Origin of the sequence: Oceaniovalibus sp. ACAM 378, assembly GCF_008085915.1 — a bacterium.
In the GTDB taxonomy this organism is placed as follows: domain Bacteria; phylum Pseudomonadota; class Alphaproteobacteria; order Rhodobacterales; family Rhodobacteraceae; genus Oceaniglobus.
In genome coordinates this window covers 89,910-113,917 of record NZ_VSJK01000003.1, presented here as the reverse complement: position 1 = coordinate 113,917, position 24,008 = coordinate 89,910, and the positions used below count along the sequence as shown (strand labels likewise).

General features: G+C 62.4%; 21 protein-coding genes, 1 tRNA gene and 1 pseudogene. 14 read left to right on the top strand and 9 right to left on the bottom strand.

Features of this window, described 5'->3' with window-relative positions; all coding sequences use genetic code 11:
* Positions 1 to 8: 8 nt before the first annotated feature.
* From FQ320_RS04545 to FQ320_RS04535, 3 genes are all read right to left on the bottom strand, one after another.
* On the bottom strand, positions 9 to 887 hold the full coding sequence (locus tag FQ320_RS04545) for a carbohydrate ABC transporter permease (protein ID WP_148470414.1): 879 nt from the start codon (positions 885 to 887) through the stop codon (positions 9 to 11).
* Positions 884 to 1,771: a carbohydrate ABC transporter permease gene (locus FQ320_RS04540; RefSeq protein ID WP_148470413.1), complete on the bottom strand. Its 888-nt coding sequence runs from the start codon at positions 1,769 to 1,771 to the stop codon at positions 884 to 886. Before FQ320_RS04540 ends, FQ320_RS04545 begins: the two co-directional genes overlap by 4 nt.
* A gap of 72 nt (positions 1,772 to 1,843) precedes the next feature.
* Positions 1,844 to 3,112, bottom strand: a complete 1,269-nt coding sequence (locus FQ320_RS04535) for an extracellular solute-binding protein (protein WP_148470412.1) — start codon at positions 3,110 to 3,112, stop codon at positions 1,844 to 1,846.
* Between the two features lie 294 nt (positions 3,113 to 3,406).
* Between FQ320_RS04535 and FQ320_RS04530 the strand changes: the two genes are divergently transcribed.
* Complete coding sequence (locus FQ320_RS04530) at positions 3,407 to 5,749, top strand: PIG-L family deacetylase (protein ID WP_148470411.1); 2,343 nt, start codon at positions 3,407 to 3,409, stop codon at positions 5,747 to 5,749.
* 200 nt (positions 5,750 to 5,949) lie between these two features.
* Entirely contained in the window at positions 5,950 to 7,323 is a 1,374-nt protein-coding gene (locus FQ320_RS04525) for a phosphomannomutase (RefSeq protein WP_148470410.1), read from the top strand.
* On the opposite strand, the pseudogene FQ320_RS26300 reads toward FQ320_RS04525, so the two are convergent.
* The 3 genes and pseudogenes from FQ320_RS26300 to FQ320_RS04510 form a co-directional block, all read right to left on the bottom strand.
* Positions 7,306 to 7,607: pseudogene (locus tag FQ320_RS26300) on the bottom strand (3-deoxy-8-phosphooctulonate synthase); the annotation flags it as partial. The gene FQ320_RS04525 and the pseudogene FQ320_RS26300 sit on opposite strands and share 18 nt — an antisense overlap.
* A gap of 32 nt (positions 7,608 to 7,639) precedes the next feature.
* Entirely contained in the window at positions 7,640 to 8,737 is a 1,098-nt protein-coding gene (gene ychF / locus FQ320_RS04515) for a redox-regulated ATPase YchF (protein WP_148470409.1), read from the bottom strand.
* A gap of 67 nt (positions 8,738 to 8,804) precedes the next feature.
* On the bottom strand, positions 8,805 to 8,999 hold the full coding sequence (locus FQ320_RS04510) for a hypothetical protein (RefSeq protein WP_148470683.1): 195 nt from the start codon (positions 8,997 to 8,999) through the stop codon (positions 8,805 to 8,807).
* Between the two features lie 120 nt (positions 9,000 to 9,119).
* Here FQ320_RS04510 and trpA point away from each other — a divergent pair, with 120 nt between their 5' ends.
* Positions 9,120 to 9,911: a tryptophan synthase subunit alpha gene (trpA, locus tag FQ320_RS04505; protein ID WP_148470408.1), complete on the top strand. Its 792-nt coding sequence runs from the start codon at positions 9,120 to 9,122 to the stop codon at positions 9,909 to 9,911.
* 156 nt (positions 9,912 to 10,067) lie between these two features.
* Entirely contained in the window at positions 10,068 to 11,237 is a 1,170-nt protein-coding gene (locus FQ320_RS04500; protein ID WP_148470407.1) for an alpha-hydroxy acid oxidase, read from the top strand.
* Positions 11,238 to 11,318: 81 nt separating this feature from the next.
* On the opposite strand, the gene FQ320_RS04495 is transcribed toward FQ320_RS04500, so the two are convergent.
* Positions 11,319 to 12,353 carry an MBL fold metallo-hydrolase gene (locus tag FQ320_RS04495; RefSeq protein WP_148470406.1) on the bottom strand — a complete coding sequence of 345 codons (1,035 nt, stop codon included), beginning with the start codon at positions 12,351 to 12,353 and terminating at the stop codon, positions 11,319 to 11,321.
* On the bottom strand, positions 12,353 to 14,056 hold the full coding sequence (locus FQ320_RS04490; RefSeq protein WP_148470405.1) for an acyl-CoA dehydrogenase: 1,704 nt from the start codon (positions 14,054 to 14,056) through the stop codon (positions 12,353 to 12,355). The genes FQ320_RS04495 and FQ320_RS04490 overlap by 1 nt, the downstream gene beginning before the upstream one ends.
* A gap of 114 nt (positions 14,057 to 14,170) precedes the next feature.
* Here FQ320_RS04490 and FQ320_RS04485 point away from each other — a divergent pair, with 114 nt between their 5' ends.
* The 9 genes from FQ320_RS04485 (at position 14,171) to FQ320_RS04445 (ending at position 22,648) form a co-directional block, all read left to right on the top strand.
* The gene (locus FQ320_RS04485; protein ID WP_148470404.1) at positions 14,171 to 15,124 is read left to right on the top strand and encodes an L-threonylcarbamoyladenylate synthase; all 954 of its coding nucleotides are present in this window, start codon (positions 14,171 to 14,173) and stop codon (positions 15,122 to 15,124) included.
* A gap of 204 nt (positions 15,125 to 15,328) precedes the next feature.
* Positions 15,329 to 16,732, top strand: a complete 1,404-nt coding sequence (gene leuC / locus FQ320_RS04480) for a 3-isopropylmalate dehydratase large subunit (protein ID WP_148470403.1) — start codon at positions 15,329 to 15,331, stop codon at positions 16,730 to 16,732.
* Complete coding sequence (locus FQ320_RS04475; RefSeq protein ID WP_148470402.1) at positions 16,732 to 17,253, top strand: HdeD family acid-resistance protein; 522 nt, start codon at positions 16,732 to 16,734, stop codon at positions 17,251 to 17,253. Before leuC ends, FQ320_RS04475 begins: the two co-directional genes overlap by 1 nt.
* A gap of 37 nt (positions 17,254 to 17,290) precedes the next feature.
* A complete protein-coding gene (leuD, locus tag FQ320_RS04470; protein ID WP_148470401.1) occupies positions 17,291 to 17,896 on the top strand; it encodes a 3-isopropylmalate dehydratase small subunit in 606 nt (201 codons plus the stop codon).
* A gap of 319 nt (positions 17,897 to 18,215) precedes the next feature.
* A complete protein-coding gene (locus tag FQ320_RS04465; RefSeq protein ID WP_255509367.1) occupies positions 18,216 to 19,004 on the top strand; it encodes a hypothetical protein in 789 nt (262 codons plus the stop codon).
* Between the two features lie 29 nt (positions 19,005 to 19,033).
* Positions 19,034 to 20,137, top strand: coding sequence for an endonuclease/exonuclease/phosphatase family protein (locus FQ320_RS04460; RefSeq protein WP_187393785.1), 1,104 nt, complete (start codon positions 19,034 to 19,036; stop codon positions 20,135 to 20,137).
* Between the two features lie 125 nt (positions 20,138 to 20,262).
* A complete protein-coding gene (gene leuB / locus FQ320_RS04455; protein WP_148470399.1) occupies positions 20,263 to 21,369 on the top strand; it encodes a 3-isopropylmalate dehydrogenase in 1,107 nt (368 codons plus the stop codon).
* A gap of 180 nt (positions 21,370 to 21,549) precedes the next feature.
* Positions 21,550 to 22,557, top strand: coding sequence for a DMT family transporter (locus tag FQ320_RS04450; RefSeq protein WP_148470398.1), 1,008 nt, complete (start codon positions 21,550 to 21,552; stop codon positions 22,555 to 22,557).
* A 14-nt stretch (positions 22,558 to 22,571) separates the two neighbouring features.
* Positions 22,572 to 22,648 (top strand) — tRNA-Pro (locus FQ320_RS04445).
* A 435-nt stretch (positions 22,649 to 23,083) separates the two neighbouring features.
* Here FQ320_RS04445 and FQ320_RS04440 read toward each other — a convergent pair.
* Positions 23,084 to 23,716, bottom strand: coding sequence for a glycosyltransferase family 25 protein (locus FQ320_RS04440; RefSeq protein WP_255509366.1), 633 nt, complete (start codon positions 23,714 to 23,716; stop codon positions 23,084 to 23,086).
* Here FQ320_RS04440 and FQ320_RS26295 point away from each other — a divergent pair.
* Positions 23,687 to 23,854 (top strand): hypothetical protein, encoded by a 168-nt coding sequence (locus FQ320_RS26295; RefSeq protein ID WP_255509365.1) that lies wholly within the window; start codon positions 23,687 to 23,689, stop codon positions 23,852 to 23,854. The two genes, FQ320_RS04440 and FQ320_RS26295, sit on opposite strands and share 30 nt — an antisense overlap.
* The last annotated feature ends 154 nt before the right edge of the window (positions 23,855 to 24,008 follow it).

Genomic DNA, 24,008 nt, shown 5'->3' with positions numbered 1-24,008 from the left:
GCGCAGTTTCATCCTTTGAGTCCCGCCATGACAACCCCGCGGATGATGAACCGCTGGAAAATCAGGAACACCACCAGCGTCGGCAGGGTGGAAATTGCGGCACCCGTCATGATCAGCTCCCAGGCGACATCCGCCTCGTCTCCGAAGGACGACAGGCCCACCGGCAGGGTGTACATATCCACCGAATTCGCGACGATCAGCGGCCAGATGAAGGCGGTCCAGTTGCCCAGGAACACGAAGATCGCGAGGGCCGCCAGCGCCGGTTTGACCAGCGGCATCGCCACGGTCCACCAGATCTGCAGCTCGTTCAGCCCGTCAATGCGCGCCGCCTCGATGAAATCGTCGGGGACGGTTTCGAAGAACTGTTTCATCAGGAAGGTGCCGAAGGCGGTCATCAGCCCCGGGAACATGATGCCCCAATAGCTGTCGAGCCAGCCGAATTGCTGGCTCATCAGATACCAGGGGATGACCAGCATTTCCGTCGGGATCATCAGCGTCGAAAGGATCGCGATGAAGATGATATAGCGCCCCGGAAAGCGGAATTTGCACAGGGTATAGCCGACCAGACTGTCGAACAGGATGTTCGAGACGGTGGTCAACGTGGCAATGACGAGCGAATTGACGAACCAGTGATAGAATCGCCCGTCCTCAAGCACATAGGTATAGTTTTCGATCGTCGGCTCATCGGGGATCAGGTTGACGTTATACACCTCGTGCGGCCATTTCAGCGAGGTCGAGATCATATAGGCGATTGGCATCACCATCGCCACGCCACCCAGAAACAGCAGCAGCCAGCGGATGATCTGCCCCATGTTGGCGGGCCGCTTGGGCGCTGTGACCGACAACAGAGCGTCACTGGTCGGGCGGATGCTGTCGGCGACGGTCATTTGTCCCTCAGGATGCGCAGCTGCACCAGTGACACCACCAGCAGGACGGTGAACAGAACAACCGTCTGTGCGGCGGCATATCCCATATCGAAGGAACTGAACGCTGTGTCATAGATCATCAGGACCAGCGGTTTGGTCGAATTCAGCGGCCCGCCCGGATTGTTCGTGGTCATGTTGAACACATGGTCGAAGATCCGCAGGAAACCGATCGAACTGAACACCACGATGAACACGATGGTGGGTTTCAACAGCGGCAGGGTGATTTCCCACAGGATCGTCCACCAGCCAACGCCGTCGATCCGCGCCGCCTCGTAATAGCTTTTGGGAATCGAGCGCAGACCAGCCATGAAGATGATGATCTGAAACCCCAGCCCGGCCCAGATCGCCGGGGCAAGGATCGCGGGCAGCGCATTGGTGGTGGAATTCAGGAACGCGATCTGCCCGATACCAACCGACGCCAGCAGGTTGTTGAACAGCCCCGTCGGCACCGGCTGATAGAACCAGCGCCAGACCCAGGCCATCGCCACGGCGGATGTCATGAAGGGCAGGAAATACAGCATCCTGAGAAACCCGTGCATGAACCGCAACTGATCCAGATGATAGGCGATGATGAATGAGATCAAGAGACTGAGCGGCGTGCCGATCAACAAGTATTTGAAGGTGTTGGCAAACACTTTCCAGAACACCGGATCATTGAACAGCTTGATGTAATTGTCGAACCCGGCCCAAGTCCGGGTGCCCAGCAGGTTCCAGTTCTGAAAGCTGATCAGGATGGCATTGCCCGTCGGATAGAACCGGATCACCGTATAGAACAGCACCGGAAGGGCCAGGAAGCCCCAGGCCCAGACGATCTGCTTCTGACGGATGGTCAGGCTCTTGTACATCGCGCGCGCCTTTGGTTGGCCCCTCGCTGGAGATCGGGCGGCCCCGGAGGCCGCCCGCACCTTGCGGCGTCGTTACTTTGCGTCGTCGATAATCTTCTGTTCTGCGGCTGCCGCCTCGGACAGGGCGGCCGCGGGATCGCCGCCCTCCAGAATGATCTTGTCGACCATCTGAACCAGCACGTCGCGCTGGGCGCTTTCATTCACGAACTTGGTTGTGTGAGCATACTCAAGTCCGCGGATGAACGGGCCGAACACCGGATCGTTGGCGTTCTTTTCCGTCATGCCGACCGACGGTTTGGCGGGCAATTCACCGACCACATCCAGCCACAACTGCATCGCTTCGTCGCTGACGATATATTCCATGAACTTGACCGACGCGTCGAATTTTTCGCCCTCGGCCTTGGTGGTGATCGCGTTGACCCAATAGGAGGAATAGTTGGATTTTGTCCCGTCCGGCCCGGCGGGCAGTTCGGCCACCCCCCATTTCAGCCCACGGATTTCGGCCAGTGCGCCAATGCGGAACGATCCGTCGATGTGCATGCCCGCACGGCCCGCCTTGAACGCCGCCTGTGGTTCATCCATGAATCCGAATGACGTGGCGGGCGGCGTGCCCGATGCCAGACCGGTATAGAAATCCAGGGCCTTGCGCCCTGCCTCGGTGTCATAGTTCACCTTGGTATAGTCATCCAGATAAGGCTCGCCACCCATCTGCCGCACCAGAACCTCGCGCAGCCAATGGTGGTCTTGCGCGGTCATTCCTGCGGTCAGGCCAACGGTTGTCACATTGCCCGCACCGTCAAGCTTGGTCATCGCCTGTGCGGCTGCGACCAGTTCGTCCAGCGTTGCGGGCGGGGCGTCTATCCCCGCCTCTTCCATCAGCCGTTCGTTGTAAAACAAGGCAAGGCTGCGCACGGCGGTCGGCAGTGCCCAATAGGAATCGCCCTCTTTCATCGCCTGAACCATCGGGAAGAATTCGGCATCAATTCTGTCGACCGGAAAGACATCCGCGGGCAGCGGCTGAATCAGCTTGGCATCGACATAGTCGTTCAGCCAGCCATAGAACAACTGCACCACATCCGGCCCCTCGCCGGCCGGAACCGCCGCTGCAACCTTGGTGCGATAATCGGCATAGGGGAAATGGGTCATCTTGACCGTGATGTCCGGGTTTGCTGCCTCGAACTTCTCGATCAACTGTTCCATCGCCGCGATGCGGGCGTCAAAGAAATACTGCCAATACTGGATTTCAACAGCATGGGCCGCGCTGCCCAAAAGACCGGCGACCGAAGTTGCTGTCGCAAACAGTGTCGCGCGGGCAAGGCCCGGGATCCGTCTGATTGTCATGGTGAACTCCCTGTTCGGCCCGATCCGGGCGTTGGAGATGGCGTGGCAGTTCTTTGACCGCCTTCCCTAATAAATAACGCAACCCATTTCAGTAAACAAGCGACGTGGTATACCCGCGAATTGTGGTCGTTTCCTGCGGCCCCTGCGCATATCATCGCAATTGTCACGGTCGCACGGTTGCCGACTGATACGCGTCGTGGCGGATGACGACGGCCCCGGGCCGTAACTTATCGGTCGTCCACCACATATTCACGCCACAGATCGCCGTCGCGGTCTGACCATACCGGAGCCGATATGCCCCTTTCCAATTCCGCCCGTATCGCCGCGCAAACACCTCGTATCATCGCCCTGTGGCGCGCATTGAATCCCCTGAGATCCTGCGTCAGCTTCATGAACACCGGCGCACATCCCGATGACGAGATCTCGGGCATGCTGGCAGCACTTTCATGGCGCGACGGGATCGACCTGTCCTATGCCTGCTCGACCCGGGGCGAAGGCGGGCAGAATGACATCGGCACCGAGGCGGGTGCCGTACTCGGTGCACTGCGCACCGCGGAAATGGAGGCGGCGGCGCAGGTCCTGCCTCTGCGCCTGTATTGGCTTTCTGACAGCGCAGACGATCCGGTGCATGATTTCGGCCTGTCGAAAAGCGGGGTTGAAACGCTTGCCAAATGGGGACGCGCGCGGACGTTGGCGCGTTTCGTCCATATCCTGCGCACCGAACGGCCCGACATCATCTGCCCGACGTTTCTGGACGTGCCCGGCCAGCATGGTCACCACCGGGCAATGACCGAGGCGGCGCATCTGGTGATCGATCTGGCCGCCGATCCGGAGTTTTCGGGCTGTGATCTGCCGGTGTGGCAGGTGAAAAAGCTGTATCTGCCCGCTTGGTCGGGCGCGGGGCAGGCTTATGATGATGCGCTGCCACCCCCGCCTGCCACGCTGGCGATCCCCGGTCAGGGCTGCGATCCAGTCACCGGCTGGACGTGGGAGCAGATCGGCCAGCGCTCGCGCGTGTTTCACGCGACGCAGGCGATGGGGCGCTGGGTGCCCGCCGATACGTTCCGCGACTGGCCGCTGCATCTGGCAGACACACGGGTTGCCGGGCCGGACGTTGGCTTGACCGCCGGATTGCCCGCGTCGCTCGCACAACTGGCCGGATATGCCGGGGCAGCCGGATTGGACGACACTCTGGCTCAGGCGCAACAGGCGATGGATGAGGCCCGCGCCGCATTTCCGGATGGCGCGGCGATCCTACCCCATGCCGTGCGGGCGCTGACGCTGATCCGAACGGCGCGCGAAACCTGCCCGCCCAGCGCAGAGGCCGAGGTGCTCCATCGTCTGTCCCGCAAGGAGATCCAGCTTTCGCACCTGATCCGCATCGCTGCGGGTGTGACGGTGATCGGACGCACCGCCGATGACTGGCTGCGCCCGGACGAAACAACCGCCGTCACGCTGGAAACCCATGTGGGTAGGGCGGATTCGGCCACGGTCGACCTGCTGCTGCCGCACGGCTGGCGGGCCGACGAATCCGGCCTGACACCGGGCACCGATGCCACACCCTTTGACGCCTATCGCGACACATTCCTGCCCGACACGCCCCCTGCCCCCGCATTGGCCGTCACCCTGCGTATCCTCGGAGTGGACTCCACAACGCGCATCGCGTTGGAAACGCCGCCGGTGCTGCAACCGGCGCGATCCGCCACGATGAGCCCCGCCGCCGAGGTGTTCAACATTGCCGCACCCCGCGCCCTTTCAGTAACTTTGGGCGATATCCATCCGCCCAAAGCCATCGCCGCTTTGATCCTGCCAGAAGATTGGCAGACCATGCGCACCGAAAACGGATTCGCCCTGACCCCGCCCGCCGATGTCGCGCCGGGCCTGCACCAGATCGACCTGACGCTGGACCGGCAGCCGGCATTGGCCGCGCGGCGCATTCTGCATCACCACATCGCGCCGACCCTGCATCTTGCTCCGGCGCGGCTGGCGCTGCGGGTTGTCGATGTTGCCGTCCCAAAGGCGCGGATCGCCGTGTTTTCGGGGGGCAACGACCGGGTGGCACATTGGCTGTCGGCGATCGGTTGCGATGTGCAGCAGCCGGACACCACCCTGTCCGACCAGGCACTGAACGGGTTTGATACCGTGTTGATCGGCATATTCGCACTGAAGTTTCGCAACGGGTTGGCGGCGCTGATGCCGCGCCTGCGCGATTGGGTCGAACGGGGTGGCAACCTGTTGACGCTGTATCATCGGCCTTGGGACAACTGGTCGGCGGCGGGGCTGGATATCGAGATCGGCCAGCCGTCACTGCGTTGGCGGGTGACAGATGAAAACTCGACGGTGACGCAACTGTCGGATCACCCGCTGTTGACCACGCCCAACGCCATCGGCCCGCAGGATTGGCAGGGATGGCACAAGGAACGCGGGCTGTATTTCGCCAAGGGCTGGGGCGATGCCTATCGCCCTCTGCTGGAGATGGCCGACCCGGATGAGGCGCCACACCGGGGCGCTTTGCTGACCGCAGACATCGGCAAGGGTCGGCACACCCACACCTCCCTGATCCTGCATCACCAGTTGGAGCACCTGACCCCCGGTGCGTTCCGCCTGATGGCCAATCTGGTGACGCCACGCAGATAATCCCCGCCGCGCGATACGCGCAGAGGCAGGCCATGGATGCTCTGCCCGACCTGACCCTGAACATCAGGCCCAAGGCCGCGATATACCCCGTGCATCTGCATCTCCTGCGCGTCGTGCCGGTGCTGATCGCGCCCGCAGCATAGAGCCCGTGACGGGTCGGCGCGCCCGTGCTACTCCACCAAAAATACTCAGGAGGCATCATGGCACCGAAATTTGGCACGAGCGGATTGCGCGGTCTGGTCACTGAGCTGACCGACGAGCTCTGCGCCCGCTATACCCGCGCGTTCCTTTCGGTGACCCCGCACGGCGGAACGCTGCTGGTCGCCTGCGATCTGCGCCCCTCGTCGCGCCAGCATCTGCGGGCCGTCGCCGCAGGAGCACGGGCGCTGGGGGTCAATGTGATCGACTGCGGCGAAATCGCCACCCCCGCGCTGGCGCTGGAGGGGTTGCGGCAAAAGGCTCCGGCGGTGATGATCACCGGCAGCCACATTCCGGCAGATCGCAACGGGCTGAAATTCTATACGGCGACGGGTGAAATAACCAAAGACGACGAGACGGCGATCATCGCCGCGCTTGTCCCATGGAACGGGCCGATGGACCTGTCGGATCCGCTCGCCGACACCAGCACGGACGCGCGGTATATCGACCGGTTCACCGGTTTCTTTGCGCCGGGCGCACTGTCGGGTCTGACCGTCGGCGTCTATGAACATTCGGCGGTCGGGCGTGACAGCCTGTCGGCGATCCTGCGCGCCCTGGGTGCAACCCCCCGTCCGCTGGGCCGCAGCAATACGTTCATTCCCGTCGATACCGAAGCCGTGCCCCCAGCCACCCGCGTGCAACTGGCCGAATGGGCGGCGGGCGGCGATCTGGACGCCATCGTCTCGCTGGACGGGGACAGTGACCGCCCGCTTGTCACCGACGCGACGGGTACGGTCATTCCCGGCGATATCATCGGTGCACTGACCGCCCGGCATCTGGGCGCGACGGAGGTCGTCACGCCGGTTTCATCAAACACGATGGTAGAGCGCATGGGCTTTGCAACCACCCGCACCGGGATCGGATCGCCCCATGTCATTGCCGGGATTGAGACGATTCTGGCCGGGGATCCTTTGGCAAAGGTCGTGGGATACGAGGCGAACGGCGGGTTTCTGACCGGGTTCACGGCCATATCAGAACACGGCACCCTGCCGCCGCTGATGACCCGCGACGCGGTGCTGCCGATCCTCTGTGCGCTGAGTGCCGTGCCGCTGGCCGCAACGATGGCCACGCTGCCGCCGCGCCGCACGGCGGCCGACCGGGCCGAAGGGTTGCCGACGGTTGTTTCACAGGCGCTGATCGCCGATCTGACGGCCAGCGCCGAAAGCCGCGCCGCGATATTCCCCACCATGGGGTCTGAAGCGGGGATCGATCTGACGGATGGGTTGCGTATCACCTTTGACAGCGGTGAGATCCTGCATCTGCGCCCCTCGGGCAACGCACCAGAGCTGCGCTGTTATGCCGAAGCGGCGAGTTCTGCGCGGGCCAAGGAGATCGTGGCCGATGCACTGGCGCGAATTCTACACCACGTCGGCTGACATTGCCTTGGCCAGATCGTCGAAGGCGCGCAACTGGCCGATCAGCAGGGGCATCGCGTCCAGCGGAATCCTGTTTGGCCCGTCGTTGAGCGCGGTGTCGGGTGCCTTGTGCGTTTCGAAAAACAGGGCAGCCACCCCACGGCACGGGCCAGCACCGGGGCGAATTCGCGCTGTCCGCAATTGGTCGTGCCCTGCCCGCCGGGCTGCTGCATCGAAGGGGTGGCGCCGAACACCACCGGATAACCCGTGGCCGCCATCACCCGCAAAGCGCGATAATCGCTGACGAACGGGGCCTGCAATGCCATCCCGGCCCGGGTCAGCCGCTGAACAGGAAGTGCAGCACGTCGCCGTCCTTGACAAGATAACCCTTGCCCTCGACCCGCATCTTGCCGGCCTCTTTGACCGCTGCTTCGCCACCCAGCGTGACATAATCGTCAAACCCGATGGTTTCGGCCCGGATAAACCCGCGTTCGAAATCGCCGTGGATGACCCCTGCCGCCCGGGGCGCCAAGGTGCCCTTGGGGATCGTCCAGGCGCGTGCCTCTTTCGGGCCGACGGTGAAATAGGTCTGCAACCCCAACAGATCGTATCCGGCGCGGATCAATCGGGTCAGTCCAGCCTCTTCCAGCCCCAGTTCCTCAAGGAACATCCCGGCATCTTCGGCATCAAGCTGACTGATATCTTCTTCGATCTTCGCGGAAATCACGACGATTCCGGCGCCCTGTTCGTTGGCCATTTCAGTGACCCGGGCGCTTTGGGCGTTGCCGGTCGCAGCCTCGTCCTCGGCCACGTTGCACACAAACAGGATCGGTTTTGCGGTCAGCAGTTGCAGCATCGCCCAGGCGCGGCGATCATCTTCGGCCACTTCAATGGTGCGTGCGGGCTTGCCCGCTTCAAGAGCCTGTTGCGCGGCCTTCAGCAGGCGTTCTTGCGCCACGGAATCCTTGTCGCCACCCTTGACCTTGCGTTGCAGCCCGGAAATGCGGCGCTCGATGTTTTCCAGATCGGCCAGCATCAATTCGGTCTCGATGGTTTCGGCGTCGGCCACGGGATCGATCCGGCCCTCCACATGGGTCACATCATCGTCTTCAAAACAGCGCAATACATGGGCGATGGCATCGCATTCGCGGATGTTGGCCAGAAACTGATTGCCCAGCCCCTCGCCCCGGCTTGCGCCTTTGACCAGTCCGGCGATGTCGACAAAGGTCATCCGCGTCGGGATGATCTGTTTGCTTTTCGAAATCGCGGCCAACTGATCCAGCCGGGCGTCGGGCACGGCCACTTCACCCACGTTCGGTTCGATCGTGCAGAATGGAAAATTCGCGGCCTGCGCGGCGGCGGTCCGGGTCAGCGCGTTGAACAGGGTCGACTTGCCCACGTTCGGCATGCCGACGATACCCATCTTGAAACCCATGGCGCGCTCCTTTTTCTGCCCTCCGCGCTTCTAGGCGGCGGCGGCGCGCGGTGCAAGCCGTGGTGGCTCAGCCGTCTTCGCGGCGGTCAGCATGCGACTGATAGATCAGCAGCCAGGCCAGAAGGATAAAGATCGGATGGCCCAATCCCCCTGAAATCAGGATCGCGGGCACCCAGATCAGGAACACGACAATCGACAGGATCAACCGACCCGTAAACAGGATCGACAGCGGCGGCAGGAACAGGGCAAGGACATAATTCATCAGCGTCATATGGGGCGACACGGCAAAGGTTCCAGTACCGGGCTGCGGAATTTCCCGCGCACCATTGATCTTGCCGCCGGTTTCACGCACACCCAAGGGACGATGCCAGAGGGGACGGATATGGGACGGATCGACGCAAAATTTGCAGAATTGCGGGCAAAGGGGCGCAAGGCCTTCGTGTCCTATGTCATGGCAGGCGACCCGGGTTTCGATACCTCGCTGGCGCTGGTCCGGGGCTTGCCCGAGGCGGGCGTGGATATCATCGAACTGGGTTTGCCGTTTACCGATCCGATGGCCGACGGCGAAACGATCCAGCTTGCCGGACAACGGGCGCTGGCGGGGGGGATGACCCTGCTGCGCACACTTGATCTGGTGCGCGCGTTCCGCAAGGACGACAATGTGACGCCGATCGTCCTGATGGGATATTACAATCCGATCTATTCGCGCGGTGTCGACCGTTTCCTCGCCGAGGCGAAAGAGGCCGGTATCGACGGGTTGATCGTGGTCGACCTGCCGCCCGAGGAAGACAGTGAATTGTGCATTCCGGCGCAGGCGGCGGGGCTGAACTTTATCCGTCTTGCCACGCCCACCACCGACGACGCGCGCCTGCCCAAAGTCCTGACCAACACGTCGGGCTTTCTCTATTACGTCTCGATCACCGGAATCACCGGCGCGGCAGCCCCCCAGGCGGTCGACGTCGCTCCCGAGGTCGCACGGATCAAGGCGGCAACGGATCTTCCCGTCATCGTCGGCTTTGGCATCCGCACCCCCGAGGCATCCCAGGCCATCGCGGAAATCGCCGATGGTTGCGTCGTGGGATCGGCCATCGTGGCGGAAATGGCGTCAGGCAAACCCGTGGAACAGGTGCTGGAGTTTGTCCGCGGGTTGGCCGAGGGGGCGCACCGGGCCTGATCCGGCGGTTCTGCCATTCAGGCTCGCGCGGGTTCCCCCACCTTTGCGATCGGCTTGAAAACCGTGGGTCCGGCCCTGCGTGACCCCTGAATTGAGAGTTGCCGTGCCCCCCGGGCGTTGGTAACCATTTCTTACCAATTTCACCGGAGCCGCCCAATGCCCGTCATCACCGAGATCGAAGACCTCAAGCGTATCTACAAACGTCGCGTGCCGAAGATGTTCTTTGACTATTGTGAATCGGGCGCATGGACCGAACAGACCTTTCGCGACAACTGCGCCGATTTCGACCTGCTGCGCCTGCGTCAACGGGTTGCGGTCGACATGGCCGGGCGCAGCACGGCCAGCCAGATGATCGGCGAGGATGTGTCGATGCCCGTCGCGCTGGCCCCCGTGGGCCTGACCGGGATGCAGCATGCCGATGGCGAGATTCTGGCCGCCAAGGCCGCCGAAAAGGCGGGCGTGCCATTTACCCTGTCCACCATGTCGATCTGCTCGATCGAGGATGTGGCGCAGAACACCACCAAACCTTTCTGGTTTCAGGTCTATACCCTGAAAGACACCGATTTCATGGAGCGGTTGTTCGACCGGGCCCGCACCGCAAACTGTTCAGCCATCGTGATTACCGTTGATTTGCAGATCATGGGCCAGCGTCACAAGGACATTCGCAACGGGTTGTCCGCCCCGCCCAAACTGACCCCGAAATCCATCGCAAACATGATGACCAAGGTGCCATGGGGCCTTGAGATGCTGGGCACCAAACGGCGCAGCTTTGGCAATATTGTCGGCCATGCCAAGGGGGTCAGTGATCCGTCATCCCTATCATCGTGGACTGCCGAGGCGTTCGATCCCTCGCTCGACTGGGACCGGATCGCGCAGTTCAAAGAGATGTGGGGCGGCAAGGTGATCCTGAAAGGGATTCTCGACTCCGAAGACGCCCGCCGCGCCGTGGACGTGGGCGCCGATGCCATCGTTGTGTCAAACCACGGTGGGCGACAGTTGGACGGCGCGATCAGCTCGATCCGCGCATTGCCCGAAATCGTCGAGGCTGTGGGCGATCAGGTAGAGGTGCACATGGACGGTGGAATCCGGTCAGGTCAGGACGTGCTGAAGGCCATCGCCATGGGTGCAAAGGGCACCTATATCGGGCGGTCTTTTGTCTATGGACTTGGCGCGATGGGGCAGCAGGGCGTCGAAACCGCGCTTGAGGTGATCCGCAAGGAGCTGGACACCACCATGGCGCTGTGCGGGCGCAGGTCAATCGCTGGAATCGACCGCGACATCCTGCTGATCGACGATGAGTTCAACCGCTGGCGACGCAAGGTCTGACCTGACCGGCGCTGTCCTCCGGGCTATTCTCCCACAAGATCGCCGGGTCGCCCCGGCGTTCTTTCATCGCCGGGAAGGATTTCAGCCGGCGGCCTGCCACAGCCACGCGCCGTCGTCGCGCCGCGTCTTGGTGGCGCGCGCCCCGTGCCACAAATGCTGGCAATGGGCGAAGCTTTCGACCAGAGCCAGCCCATATTCACCCGGCCCGATCTCGCGCTTGAACATCACACGGAAACACTCGGCGGCGGTTTTCGGTTCGCTCAGGTATCCGTGCAGCCGGTCCAGAGCGCCGTGGTGATTGGCGATCAGTTGGCGCAGCCGCAGCGGCAATCCGTGAAACGGCAGCTTGTGACCGGGCAGAATCAACGCGGCATCATCGGCCAGCGGCAGGAACCGTTCGCAGGATTCCAGCCATTCGCCCACCGGATCGGCCAGCGGTTCGGTGGCATAGACCCCCAGATTTGGCGAAATTGACGGAATCAACTGATCCCCGCCAATCACCAGCCCGTCATCGCGCGACCAGAGTGTCGCGTGTTCCGGTGCGTGGCCGTTGCCGATCCGCACGTCCCAGTCGCGCCCGGCAATCCGCACCACCGATCCCTCAGCGATCCTAGTATATCCCAGCGGCAGCGGTGCCACCACATCGGCAAAGTTGAATGGCCGTTCACCCGCGCGCTGTGCAAACGTCGCGGCGTCCATCCCGGCCCCGCGCCAGAAGTCCAGCGTTTCGGGCAACGGGCGGTCCTGATCGTCCAGCACCAGCATCCGCGCCATCAGCCATGCAGTGCGCGTGGTTATCAATTCGGCGCCCTGCGCCTGAAACCATCCGGCCAGCCCGATATGGTCGGGGTGATGGTGGGTGACCAGAACCTTTGTCACCGGGCGCCCCGCCATCGGCCCGGACAGCAGCGCCTGCCACACCGCGCGGGTCTTGCGACTGTCGAAACCGGTATCGACAACACACCAGCCATCGCCATCGTCCAGCAGATAGACGTTGACGTGATCCAGAGCCATCGGCAGCGGCAGACGCGCCCAAAGCACACCTTCGGCGATTTCGGTCGCCTCGCCCGTTACCGGCGGTACGGCGTGGGGATAGCGCAGCGTGGTGCCAGCCATCACGCGGCCAGATCGTCCGGGCTGAGCGTATACAACCCTTCCGCCCCGACACGCACCTGCGCCAGCAGACCGATATGCTCCGGCAGGATCCGGTCGATATAAAATGCGGCCAAGGCACAGCGCTTTTCATCGCCTGCAATGGCGGATTTCAAGTGAAAGTGCCCGCCAAGCACCCGTGCAAAACCGCGCAGGTATGGAACGGCACCGGCAAACCGGTTCTGCATGTCGTCCTGCGCCACCAACCATTCGGTCGTCTCGCGCAGGGTTTCGGCAGCGCTCCAGACCGCCTGTGCCAGTTCGGGCTGTTTGGCGCGGGCAGATTCGGCCCCCGTCTGGACCTCGTCAAGCAGGCGGAACGCGGCTTCCCCCTCGTCCATCATCTTGCGCGCCACAAGGTCCATTGCCTGGATGCCGTTGGTGCCCTCATAGATCGCGGTGACCCGCACGTCGCGGGAATACTGCGCAGCGCCGGTTTCTTCGATCACGCCCATGCCGCCATGCACCTGCACGCCGGTCTGGCTGACCTCGATCCCGATATCGGTGCCGAATGCCTTGGCGATGGGCGTCAGCAATGCGGCCCGTGCGGCCCAGTCGGCATCACCGGTGGCGCGGGCCATGTCGATGGCCACGGCGCAGGCCAGCGCGATGGACCGGGCGGCCCAGACGTCGGCCTTCATGCCCGTCAGCATCCGGCGCACATCGGCATGTTCGACAATCGTACCCGTCCCGTCCGCGCGCCCCTGTTTGCGGTCCAGCGCATAGGCCAACGCGTGCTGAAATGCGCCCTCGGCCACGCCAATTCCCTGCACCCCTACGCCAAGACGGGCGTTGTTCATCATCGTGAACATCGCCGCCATGCCACCGTGTTCGGGGCCAATCAGCCAGCCTGTCGCGCCGTCATACTGCATGACGGCGGTGGGCGAGCCGTGCAGGCCCATCTTGTGCTCAAGGCTGACGACGCTCAACTCGTTGCGCCGCCCCGGATTTCCATCTTCGTCGGGAATGAATTTCGGCACCATGAACAGGGAAATCCCCTTGGTGCCCGGCACTGCGTCGGGCAATCGCGCCAGCACCAGATGGCAGACATTGGCGGTGAAATCATTGTCGGCCCACGAGATATAAATCTTCTGCCCAGAGATGGCGAAGCTTCCGTCGCCGTTCGGCTCGGCCCTGCTGCGCAACGCGCCCACATCGCTGCCCGCCTGCGGTTCAGTCAGGTTCATCGTGCCGCACCATTCGCCGCTGATCAGTTTCGGCAGATACAGCGCCTTGATCGCATCGCTGGCGTGATGCTCGAGCGCCTCGATCTGGCCTTGGGTCATCAGCGGATTCAGTTGCAGCGACAGACAGGCCGATGACATCATTTCGTTCACCGCGGTCGTCACGGTCATCGGCAGGCCCATGCCGCCCTGTCCGGGGCTGGCCGACATGCCGATCCAGCCGCCGTCGGCAATCGCCGCATATCCTTCGGCGAAACCGGGCGGGGTGCGCACAATGCCGTTTTCCAGCCGCGCGGGGTGCTGATCGCCCGGACGTTGCAGCGGCGCCAGAACGGTTTCGCACAGCCTGCCCGCCTCGGTAAGAATCGCCTCGGTCACGTCGGTGGTAGCCTCGGAAAACAGGTCGGTCGCAATGACCTGATCCAGCCCAACGACATGGTCGAACAGAAAGGTAAAATCACGAATCGGGGCGCGATAGGGCATTGGGTCCTCCGGAGGGGCGCCTTGGCAAGCTGCGGCAACGCATTTATAGGGCGATGTGCGCAATCTGGTCCGGTGGGCGCGATCCGACAACCCCGACGCAGCGTAAAAATCGACATGGCCGAAATCGACACCTCTCTGCTACAGCCTGACCGCCCCGGTCTGGCGCGCGCTGCTGCCCTGCTGTCGGCCGGCGGGTTGGTCGGATTTGCGACCGAAACGGTCTATGGGCTGGGTGCAGATGCGACCGATGACCGGGCGGTGGCGCGGGTGTTTGCGGCCAAGGGGCGGCCATCGTTCAATCCGTTGATCGTCCATGTTCCCGATCTGACCGCAGCCGCCCGGATCGCGGTGATCGACGGCGCGGCACTGATGCTGGCGCAGGCTTTCTGGCCGGGGCCGCTGACGCTGGTGCTTCCTTTGCGGCCCGACAGCGGGGTGTCGCAACTGGTGACGGCGGGTCTTGATACTGTGGCTGTGCGCGTGCCCGCCTCGGCCCTTGCGCGCGAACTGTTGATGCTGGCCGGAGTGCCCGTGGCAGCGCCTTCGGCCAATCCATCGGGGCGTGTCTCGCCCACCACCGCCGCCCATGTGATGGACGGCTTGTCGGGACGGATCGACGCGGTGCTGGACGGCGGCGCCTGCGGTGTTGGTGTGGAATCAACCATTGTCGGGTTCGATCCGGTGCCGACCCTGCTGCGCCCCGGCGGGCTGCCGGCCGAAACTATTGTCGCCTGTCTTGGCGCGCCGCTCGCCCTGCCCGCCCAGAATGGCGCGATCACCGCGCCGGGACAACTCACATCACACTATGCGCCACGCGGCACGGTCCGGCTGAATGCCGACCGGGCTGAACCGGGCGAGACCCTGCTGGGCTTTGGCTCCGTGACCGCTCCGCTGAACCTGTCGCCGGGCGGCGACCTGACCGAGGCGGCGGCGAACCTGTTTGCCCACCTGCGGGCGCTGGATGCCATGGGGGCAACCCGTATCGCGGTGTCGCCGATCCCGCAGACCGGTCTTGGACTTGCCATCAACGACCGTCTGACCCGCGCCGCTGCACCGCGGCGAGGCTGATGCCTTGCACAGGGCCGGGCTGCGCTGTATCGGATCAAGGATGACACAGGTTTCTGTTGTGCCCGTTTTTGACATGGAAGATCGCGCCCGCCTGCCCTGGCGGTTCTTCGGCGCGACACTGACGGCCATTGCCCGTCCCTGATTGTGGCCAGAGGGCGCCCGCCCGCACACCGTTTTCCGAACTTGCAACAAGGGAGAGGACCGATGTCCCCCAAGACGCTCTATGACAAGATATGGGATGACCATCTGGTAGACGAAGCCGAGGATGGCACCTGCCTTCTCTATATCGACCGGCATCTGGTACATGAAGTGACCAGCCCGCAGGCCTTTGAGGGGCTGCGCACCTCGGGCCGCACCGTGCACGCGCCCGAACGCACCATTGGCGTGCCCGATCACAACGTGCCCACCACACCGGGCCGCGACGTGCATATCGACAACGAAGAATCGCGCATTCAGGTCGAGGCTCTGGACAAGAACGCCCGCGATTTCGGCATTCACTATTACCCGGTGTCGGACCTACGGCAGGGAATCGTGCATATCGTCGGTCCCGAACAGGGCTGGACCCTGCCGGGCATGACGGTGGTCTGCGGCGATTCGCACACCGCGACCCATGGCGCATTCGGCGCATTGGCGCACGGGATCGGCACGTCCGAGGTCGAACATGTGCTGGCCACCCAGACCCTGATCGCGCGCAAATCGAAGAACATGAAGGTCGAGATCACCGGCAAGCTGGCGCCGGGCGTTACCGCAAAAGACATCACCATGTCGGTCATCGGCACGACCGGCACGGCGGGCGGCACCGGGTATGTCATCGAATATTGCGGCGAGGCGATCCGCGATCTGTCGATGGAAGGGCGGATGACCGTCTGCAACATGGCCATCGAAGGCGGCGCACGCGCCGGTCTGATCGCGCCCGACGACAAGACCTATGCCTATTGCAAGGGCCGCCCACACGCCCCCAAAGGCGCCCAGTGGGAAGCCGCGCTGAACTGGTGGAAAACCCTGTTCACCGATGACGACGCGAAGTGGGACAAGGTCGTCACGATCCGCGGCGAAGATATCGCGCCCGTCGTCACCTGGGGCACCTCGCCCGAGGACGTGTTGCCGATCACCGGAGTGGTTCCATCGGCCGATGATTTCAAGGGCGGCAAGGTCGATGCTGCGAAACGCTCGCTTGAATACATGGGGCTGACGGCGGGAACACCGCTTTGCGAAATCCCCATCGATACCGTGTTCATTGGCTCTTGCACCAATGGCCGGATTGAAGATCTGCGCGCCGCAGCCGCCATCCTGAAGGGCAAAAAGGTTGCCGATGGCGTGCGTGCAATGGTCGTGCCCGGATCGGGTCTTGTCCGCGCCCAGGCCGAAGAAGAAGGGCTGGCCGACATCTTTAAGGATGCCGGGTTTGAATGGCGCCTTGCGGGCTGTTCCATGTGCCTTGCGATGAACCCCGACCAGCTTGAGCCGGGCGAACGCTGCGCGGCCACATCCAACCGCAACTTTGAGGGCCGTCAAGGCCGCGGCGGACGCACCCACCTGATGTCCCCCGCCATGGCAGCGGCCGCGGCGGTGACCGGCAGGTTGACCGACGTGCGGGAGCTGATGTGATGAAACCCTGGAACAAATGGTTGCTGCTTGGCCTCGTGTCGATCGCTTTTGGCATATTCGCCCTTGGCAACACGGTTCTGGCTTCGCTGGCGATCACCACGCTGACCGGGATCCTGTTCCTGCTCAGCGGCGGGTTTCAGATCGCGGGCAGCTTCATGGGCGAGGACAGCGGGGCGCACAAGGCGCTGAACATCCTTCTGGGCGCGCTTTTGGTGTTCCTGGGGCTGTCGTTCCTGTTCAACCCGTTCGAGGGGGTCGTCTCCCTTGCCCTGCTGGTGCTGGTGCTGCTGATCGCCAACGGCATCGTCCGGGTTGTTCTGGCCTGGCGCATGCGCGCCTCGCCGTTCTTCTGGCCAATGCTGATTTCGGGCGCGGTTTCCGTCCTGCTGGGCGGATATATCGCGGCGAATTTCGCCACCGTCGGACCACAGATCCTCGGCATCCTTCTCGGGGTCGAACTGTTGTTCAACGGGATGGGCCTTGTCGTGCTGTCGTTCTTTGTGCGGGCGATGCGCAAGTAATTCAGGGGCCTGGATACCTACCCCTCAGGAGACCGAGATGGATAAATTCGAAAAACTCACCGGTGTTGCGGCACCTCTCGACATGATCAACGTCGACACCGACATGATCATCCCAAAGCAGTTTCTAAAGACGATCAAGCGGTCGGGCCTTGGCGTGTCACTGTTCGACGAGATGCGGTATGACGACGACCGAAACGAGAAACCCGATTTCGTGCTGAACAAACCAGCCTATCGCAACGCGGAAATCCTTGTTGCCGGTGACAATTTCGGCTGTGGTTCGTCGCGCGAACATGCCCCCTGGGCGATCAAGGATTTCGGCATCCGCTGCGTCATCGCGCCGAGCTTTGCCGATATCTTCTATAACAACTGCTTCAAGAACGGCATCCTGCCCATCGCCCTGCCGCCAGAACAGGTGGACCTGCTGATGCGCGATGCCGACAAAGGCGAGAATGCACGGATGACCGTCGATCTCGAGAATCAGTCGATCACCACGTCGGACGGTGAAGTCCTCACCTTCGAAGTCGACGCGTTTCGCAAGCATTGCCTGCTGAACGGATTGGACGATATCGGCCTGACGATGGAAAAAGCGCCGGCCATCGAAACATACGAAGTCACACTTGCCCAGGCACGCCCCTGGGTCTGACCTGTGGGTCTTGTGCCCGCCGCGCGCCACCACACAAGATCATGAGGCAGCCCCAAGGGCTGCCTTTTTTTCGCTTTACCATTGATGCAAACACGCACCAGTTCCACCCTTAAAAACCCTAAGTCTTTCGTCAAGGTTAACAAGACGTTGAGAACCGAAGTGAAAGTAGGCAAAACTTGGGCAAGATTGAGGCAACCCGTCACAAAGTACGGGAACAGGCTGGAGCAAGGGCGCGACACGCTATCGCGTTCGTCCGCATCGAGGGTACATGGCAGTGATTTCACGGCTTGTCGGCGCGTGCTTGCGAGGGTTTCTCGTCATGCTGCTGATCGCCACTCCGGCCCTGCTTTTGCCGGGTGTGTCGACCGATACCGCGCAGGTGATTGTTTTCATCGGGCTTTTCGCCGCCGTTCTGACGGTATTCGAATACAATGCGGCCTATCCCTGCCTCTATGAATTCCGCGATGCCCCGCCATTTAACCGAATCAGGTTCATCAGCCTGCTGATCACCGTCTTTCTGTTGTCGCTGATTCTGAAGGGTGAAGTGCACCCGACCTTGCTGACAGATCTGACCCGCGCCATCGGATCATTAGTGGGGCAAGCCATCGATGTGCCCTACAGCCCGGTGCGGCTTGTGGTGCTGATGCTGCCCGAAAGCGCCCCGGTCTCCCAGTTGGATCTGCTGCGCGCACTGGCCGGGCTGGCCTATCTGACGTCACTTGTGTCGCTTGCCGTGTTTTATATCGCGCTGCGGCTTCAGGGCTGGCCGTTGCAAAACGGCAGCTTCAACGTCTGGGTCAACCTGCCGACGTTCGATCCCACCTCGGGCGGAGATGTGGTGACCCGGTTACGTCGTGACAGCCATGTTAACATTTCCTTAGGTATTCTCCTGCCATTCCTGATGCCTGCGGTGGTCGCCTCGGCGTCGTCCCTGTTTGGCTCGGTGTCGTTGACCAATCCGCAAACGATGATCTGGACGGTGGCGGCATGGGCATTTCTTCCGGCCTCTCTTTTGATGCGCGGGATTGCGATGGGACGAATTGCAGGGATGATCGCCGACAAGCGGCGTCAGACCACTCTGGACGATTCGGGATTGTTGGCCGCCTGATCACCATCGCCGCTTTTGCCGGTTTGCTCGTGGCCAGTCTGGCACTGAGCACCGCAACGGCCCGGGCAGACACGATTCGCGTCGCCACCTTTCACACAGGGCTGGCGCGCGATGGTCCGGGGCTGTTGTACCGCGATATCCTGAAGGGTGACGCCCAAGCCAGGCTTGTTGCCGGGATCGTCGCCCATATCGCCCCCGACATCCTGATCCTGCAGGACGTGGATTTCGATCATGGACAGTTGGCGCTTGGCGCTCTGGCGGGGCTGTTCGCCAGTGCCGGTCACCCGATGCCACACCACTTTGCGCTGCAACCCAACGCCGGGCAGGCCACCGGGCTGGACATGGATGGCGACCGGCGCAGCGGAACGCCGCGCGATGCCCAAGGATATGGCCGGTTTGCCGGTCAAGGTGGCATGGCGGTGCTGTCACGGTTTCCCATTGATCACGGGGCCAGTCGGGATTTTTCGGCGTTATTGTGGCGTGATCTGCCCGGCGCAGACCCGCCCACCATGGCTGGCGCCCCCTTCCCGTCGGCGCAGGCGATGGCGATTCAGCGTCTGGCCTCGGTCGCCCACTGGCAGGTTGTGGTGACACTGCCCGGCAATCAGGTGCTGAGCCTGTTGACATGGCATGCCACGCCGCCGGTCTTTGACGGCCCGGAAGACCGCAACGGGCGGCGAAACCACGACGAAACCGCGCTGTGGCTGTCCCTGCTTGAAGGTGCCTTGGGCCCGCCCCCCGCGGCTCCCTTTGTCGTCATTGGCAACGCAAATCTCGACCCAGTCGATGGTGACGGGCGCAATGGCGCTCTGATGCGGCTGCTTGAGGATCCGCGCCTGTCCGATCCGCGTCCGTCCTCGCTGGGCGGTGTCGCGGCCGCACGTTCAGACGGCGGGGCGAACCTTGGGCAAAGCGGCGATCCGGCGCGCGACACTGCCGACTGGCGCGACACCGACGGGCAGCCGGGCAATCTGCGGGTATCGTTCATCCTGCCGTCCCGCGATCTGACGGTGCGCGATTCAGGCGTGTTCTGGCCCGCGCCGGACGATCCGCTGCGGGGGTTGCTGGGCGAAGAAGACAACGCGGCGTCGCGCCACCGGATGGTCTGGGCCGATCTGGTGACGGATCGCTGAGATGATCGGAACAGGCAGTGGGTCCGGAAAAATCGCGTCACAACGGCACCGCGCCGACGCCTGTCAGCTTGACCCTTTGCAGGCATGGCGGTACGCCGCTGCTAACCGATTGCAAGGAGTGTCAGATGTCCAACCCCTCCCTTCTCATCCTGCCCGGAGACGGCATTGGCCCCGAGGTCATGGCCGAAGTCCGCAAAGTGATCACCTGGTTCGGGGAGAAGCGCGACATTCACTTTGACGTCTCCGAAGATCTGGTGGGCGGCGCGGCCTTCGATGCCCATGGCACCCCCCTGACCGACGAAACCATGGCAAAGGCACAAGCGGCCGATGCCGTTCTGCTGGGCGCTGTTGGCGGACCGAAATACGACAATCTGGAGTTCAGCCAGAAACCCGAGCGTGGCCTGCTGCGCCTGCGCAAGGAAATGGACCTGTTCGCCAACCTGCGCCCCGCACAGTGCTTTGATGCGCTGGCCGATTTCTCGTCGCTGAAGCGCGATATCGTGGCCGGGCTGGATATCGTCATCGTCCGCGAACTGACCTCGGGTATCTATTTCGGCGAACCGCGCGGCGTGTTCAAGGAAGGCAACGAACGGATCGGCCTGAACACCCAGCGCTACACGGAATCCGAGATCGCCCGGGTGGCACGCTCGGCGTTCGAGCTGGCCCGCAAGCGCGGCAACAAGGTCTGTTCGATGGAAAAGGCCAACGTGATGGAATCCGGCGTGCTGTGGCGCGATGTGGTGACCGAAATTCACGCCGCCGAATACCCCGATGTCGAACTGTCGCACATGTATGCCGATGCGGGCGCGATGCAACTGACCCGCTGGCCCAAGCAGTTTGACGTGATCGTCACCGACAACCTGTTCGGCGACATTCTGTCGGATCTTGCCGCCATGCTGACCGGATCGCTTGGGATGCTGCCTTCCGCATCCCTCGGGCTGCCCATGGAGAATGGCCGGCCTAAGGCGCTGTATGAACCGGTCCACGGTTCAGCCCCCGACATTGCCGGGACGGCCAAGGCGAACCCCTGCGCCTGCATTCTGTCCTTCGCCATGGCGCTGCGATATTCGTTCGATCTCGGGGACGAGGCGTCACGCGTTGAAAAGGCCGTTGAAAAGGTTCTGGCCGATGGTGTGCGCACTGCCGATCTGATGCAATCGGGCGGCGGCACACCCGCATCAACCACCGAAATGGGTCAGGCGATCATCGCCGCACTGGACGCGAGCCTCTGAAAAGCCTTTGACTTGGGGGGGCGATACGTCCCCCCCCCGGTCAGCGCCGGTCAAATTGCGGGCAACCGTTAAATCTGCGCGCCTGCCTGTGCATGGACTTGACCGCCCGGCACATCTGGCCGAACACGGGGCCAGACAATGGCCTGCCGGATTACAGTGGGCCAGAGCAAGGCGGCACGCATGAACGACTCGGCGAGATCCAATATCAAGGGTGCGCTTCTGGCGCTGTTGGCCTTTGGGATTTTTGCCACCCATGATGTCGTGGTCAAGGTGCTGGGCGGCTTTTATGCCCCGTTCCAGATCATCTTCTTCTCGGTTCTGTTCAGTTTTCCACTGGCCACGCTGATGCTGATGCGCGATGCCACCAGCGGTAACTTGCGGCCAGTCCATCCTTGGTGGACCGCGCTGCGCACGCTGGCATCGGTGCTGACCGGTTTTTCCGCCTTCTATGCGTTTTCGACGCTGCCGCTGGCACAGACCTATGCGATCCTGTTTGCGTCGCCGATGTTGATCACGATCCTGTCGATTCCGGTTCTTGGCGAAAAGGTAGGGGTGCACCGCTGGGCCGCCATTATCGTCGGCCTGATGGGCGTCTTCGTGGTGCTGCGCCCGGGTTCGGAACCGCTTTCGCTGGGCCACTTTGCGGCAATGACCGCGGCTGTCGGCAGCGCAACTGCCTCGGTGGTTGTGCGAAAGATTGGTCGGGATGAACGCAGCGCGGTTTTGATGTTATATCCGATGGTGTCGAACTTCGTCGTCATGGCCTGCATCCTGCCTTTCGTCTATCGCCCGATGCCGCTGGAGCATCTGGGACTGATCGGCATGATCTCGGCCCTCGGATTTACCGCCGGATTGATCACGATTGCCGCCTATCGTGCCGGAGATGCCGCTATCGTCGCGCCGATGCAATATTCCCAGATCCTGTGGGCGGCAGGGTTCGGCGTGCTGTTTTTCGACGAGGTTCCCGACAACCTGACGCTGGTCGGGGCCACGATCATCATCGCAAGCGGGATGTATATCGTGCTGCGCGAAACCATCGGCGGTGTGTCGCGCAATACCCCGGTGCTGGAAAACCGTTCGCCCCGGGAGACCGGTTCGCCACCACGTATCGCGGCCCTGCTGCGTGAGCGTGCAAACATGATGCCACCGGGATATCAGGCCCTTGCCAAACGTCGGACAAAGCAGTAACCCCCCTGCACGGTCGGGCTGTAGCGCAGCCTGGTAGCGCACCTGCTTCGGGAGCAGGGGGTCGGAGGTTCGAATCCTCTCAGCCCGACCAATATCTAAAAGCAATTATTTTCAACACCTTGTCGAATCGTGAGCGTTGCACCCGGGGCTTCTGTGTGTAACAGCTCATTCTTCCAGCGGATTGCGAAGTTTCACTCTTTTCGCGATGTCCGGGTGACAAAGCGTCTAGCCGATCTGTGTGCGTCAGGGATTTTCTCGAAGACGCCCCGCAAGTTCATCATGTCGTCGGTCATCTGGGCCTCTCCGGTTGCGATCGGTGGCAACAAGTGCCTGCCGGACGACCGCCTGTGTGACCTGCACCACCCCGCTTGCTCAGGTTTGATCGTGGCTCGGCAATCGACGGTCATGGTCACGAAGTCAGGCTGATCCCGACGGCCCTGGGTTCAGGATTACCGCCACCGTGACAAATCCGGCCAGGCGGATCTGCCGCGCCCATGGGTTGACGATTGAACTGCATATCGAGGGTTTACTGTCGCTTAGCCTTGCGCAGAAACTGCACGGCATCGCGGACAAGCGGTGTTCTGTCGAACCAGCGCAATGCGTGTACATCCGTCCGAGAGGAGCGCTGCGAACCAAGCGTCGGCAGGATCGCCAACGTCACCAAATCGGGTCGGCTGGCTCGGAAATGATTGATCGCACCATCGTAATGCATCGGCCCCCCATCCGGATGGCCCGCAGGGCGTGAGAGGATCACGCTCAGATAGTCGTGAAAATCGGCGATCGCCTGCCCCCGGATGATATAGAAATGTGAGCAAAGAACCGGATGGTTGGGCGGCAGACGGAAAATGTTGGCCTCGGGTCCGACAAGGTCGCCGATCTGGACAGAGGTGTAACCTGCATAAAAGAAGTCCCATGCCTCGCGCCCCATGATGTCGAGAACTGCAGGCAGGCGGGAAAGGAAATCAGGAGCAAAATCGAGATCGTCTTCGCAGATGATTACCGACCTCTCTCCAGCCGAAAGTGTCTGCTCAAGAACGGACTTGTGACTGAGAAAGCACCCCCGCGTGCCCAAAGTCGTGAACCCTGCAAGTTCGGCCGGACGGACCGCCGGAAACACACGGATGCGCGGATGATCGAACGACAGCCCGATCCGGGCCAACTGAGCGTTGAATTCGGCGCGGCGATCCGTCCGCTCAGGCAGGTTGATCAGGAAAAGCAGACCGTGGTCTGCAAGGAAACGCTCGATTGGGTCTATGATCTCAGTCCTCTCGGGTTACCGGACGGTTTTGAACTCTAATTCCGGCGAGGATGGTCAAGACCAGACCCTTCGTCCAGAGGGCATCAAACTGATACAGACAAGTGCGGCGGATTTGTTGCCCTGCCCGCATTCGCCCGTGTCACCGCCAGAGGGAAGATGCAGGTGCTCAGCTTCTTGGCGCTGATCGGCACGT

Coding starts and splice junctions, on each gene's coding strand:
- FQ320_RS04545 (WP_148470414.1), bottom strand. CDS start 887: ATGACCGTCGCCGACAGCATCCGCCCGACCAGTGACGCTCTGTTGTCG.
- FQ320_RS04540 (WP_148470413.1), bottom strand. CDS start 1,771: ATGTACAAGAGCCTGACCATCCGTCAGAAGCAGATCGTCTGGGCCTGG.
- FQ320_RS04535 (WP_148470412.1), bottom strand. CDS start 3,112: ATGACAATCAGACGGATCCCGGGCCTTGCCCGCGCGACACTGTTTGCG.
- FQ320_RS04530 (WP_148470411.1), top strand. CDS start 3,407: ATGCCCCTTTCCAATTCCGCCCGTATCGCCGCGCAAACACCTCGTATC.
- FQ320_RS04525 (WP_148470410.1), top strand. CDS start 5,950: ATGGCACCGAAATTTGGCACGAGCGGATTGCGCGGTCTGGTCACTGAG.
- ychF (WP_148470409.1), bottom strand. CDS start 8,737: ATGGGTTTCAAGATGGGTATCGTCGGCATGCCGAACGTGGGCAAGTCG.
- FQ320_RS04510 (WP_148470683.1), bottom strand. CDS start 8,999: ATGAATTATGTCCTTGCCCTGTTCCTGCCGCCGCTGTCGATCCTGTTT.
- trpA (WP_148470408.1), top strand. CDS start 9,120: ATGGGACGGATCGACGCAAAATTTGCAGAATTGCGGGCAAAGGGGCGC.
- FQ320_RS04500 (WP_148470407.1), top strand. CDS start 10,068: ATGCCCGTCATCACCGAGATCGAAGACCTCAAGCGTATCTACAAACGT.
- FQ320_RS04495 (WP_148470406.1), bottom strand. CDS start 12,353: ATGGCTGGCACCACGCTGCGCTATCCCCACGCCGTACCGCCGGTAACG.
- FQ320_RS04490 (WP_148470405.1), bottom strand. CDS start 14,056: ATGCCCTATCGCGCCCCGATTCGTGATTTTACCTTTCTGTTCGACCAT.
- FQ320_RS04485 (WP_148470404.1), top strand. CDS start 14,171: ATGGCCGAAATCGACACCTCTCTGCTACAGCCTGACCGCCCCGGTCTG.
- leuC (WP_148470403.1), top strand. CDS start 15,329: ATGTCCCCCAAGACGCTCTATGACAAGATATGGGATGACCATCTGGTA.
- FQ320_RS04475 (WP_148470402.1), top strand. CDS start 16,732: ATGAAACCCTGGAACAAATGGTTGCTGCTTGGCCTCGTGTCGATCGCT.
- leuD (WP_148470401.1), top strand. CDS start 17,291: ATGGATAAATTCGAAAAACTCACCGGTGTTGCGGCACCTCTCGACATG.
- FQ320_RS04465 (WP_255509367.1), top strand. CDS start 18,216: ATGCTGCTGATCGCCACTCCGGCCCTGCTTTTGCCGGGTGTGTCGACC.
- leuB (WP_148470399.1), top strand. CDS start 20,263: ATGTCCAACCCCTCCCTTCTCATCCTGCCCGGAGACGGCATTGGCCCC.
- FQ320_RS04450 (WP_148470398.1), top strand. CDS start 21,550: ATGAACGACTCGGCGAGATCCAATATCAAGGGTGCGCTTCTGGCGCTG.
- FQ320_RS26295 (WP_255509365.1), top strand. CDS start 23,687: ATGATCGAACGACAGCCCGATCCGGGCCAACTGAGCGTTGAATTCGGC.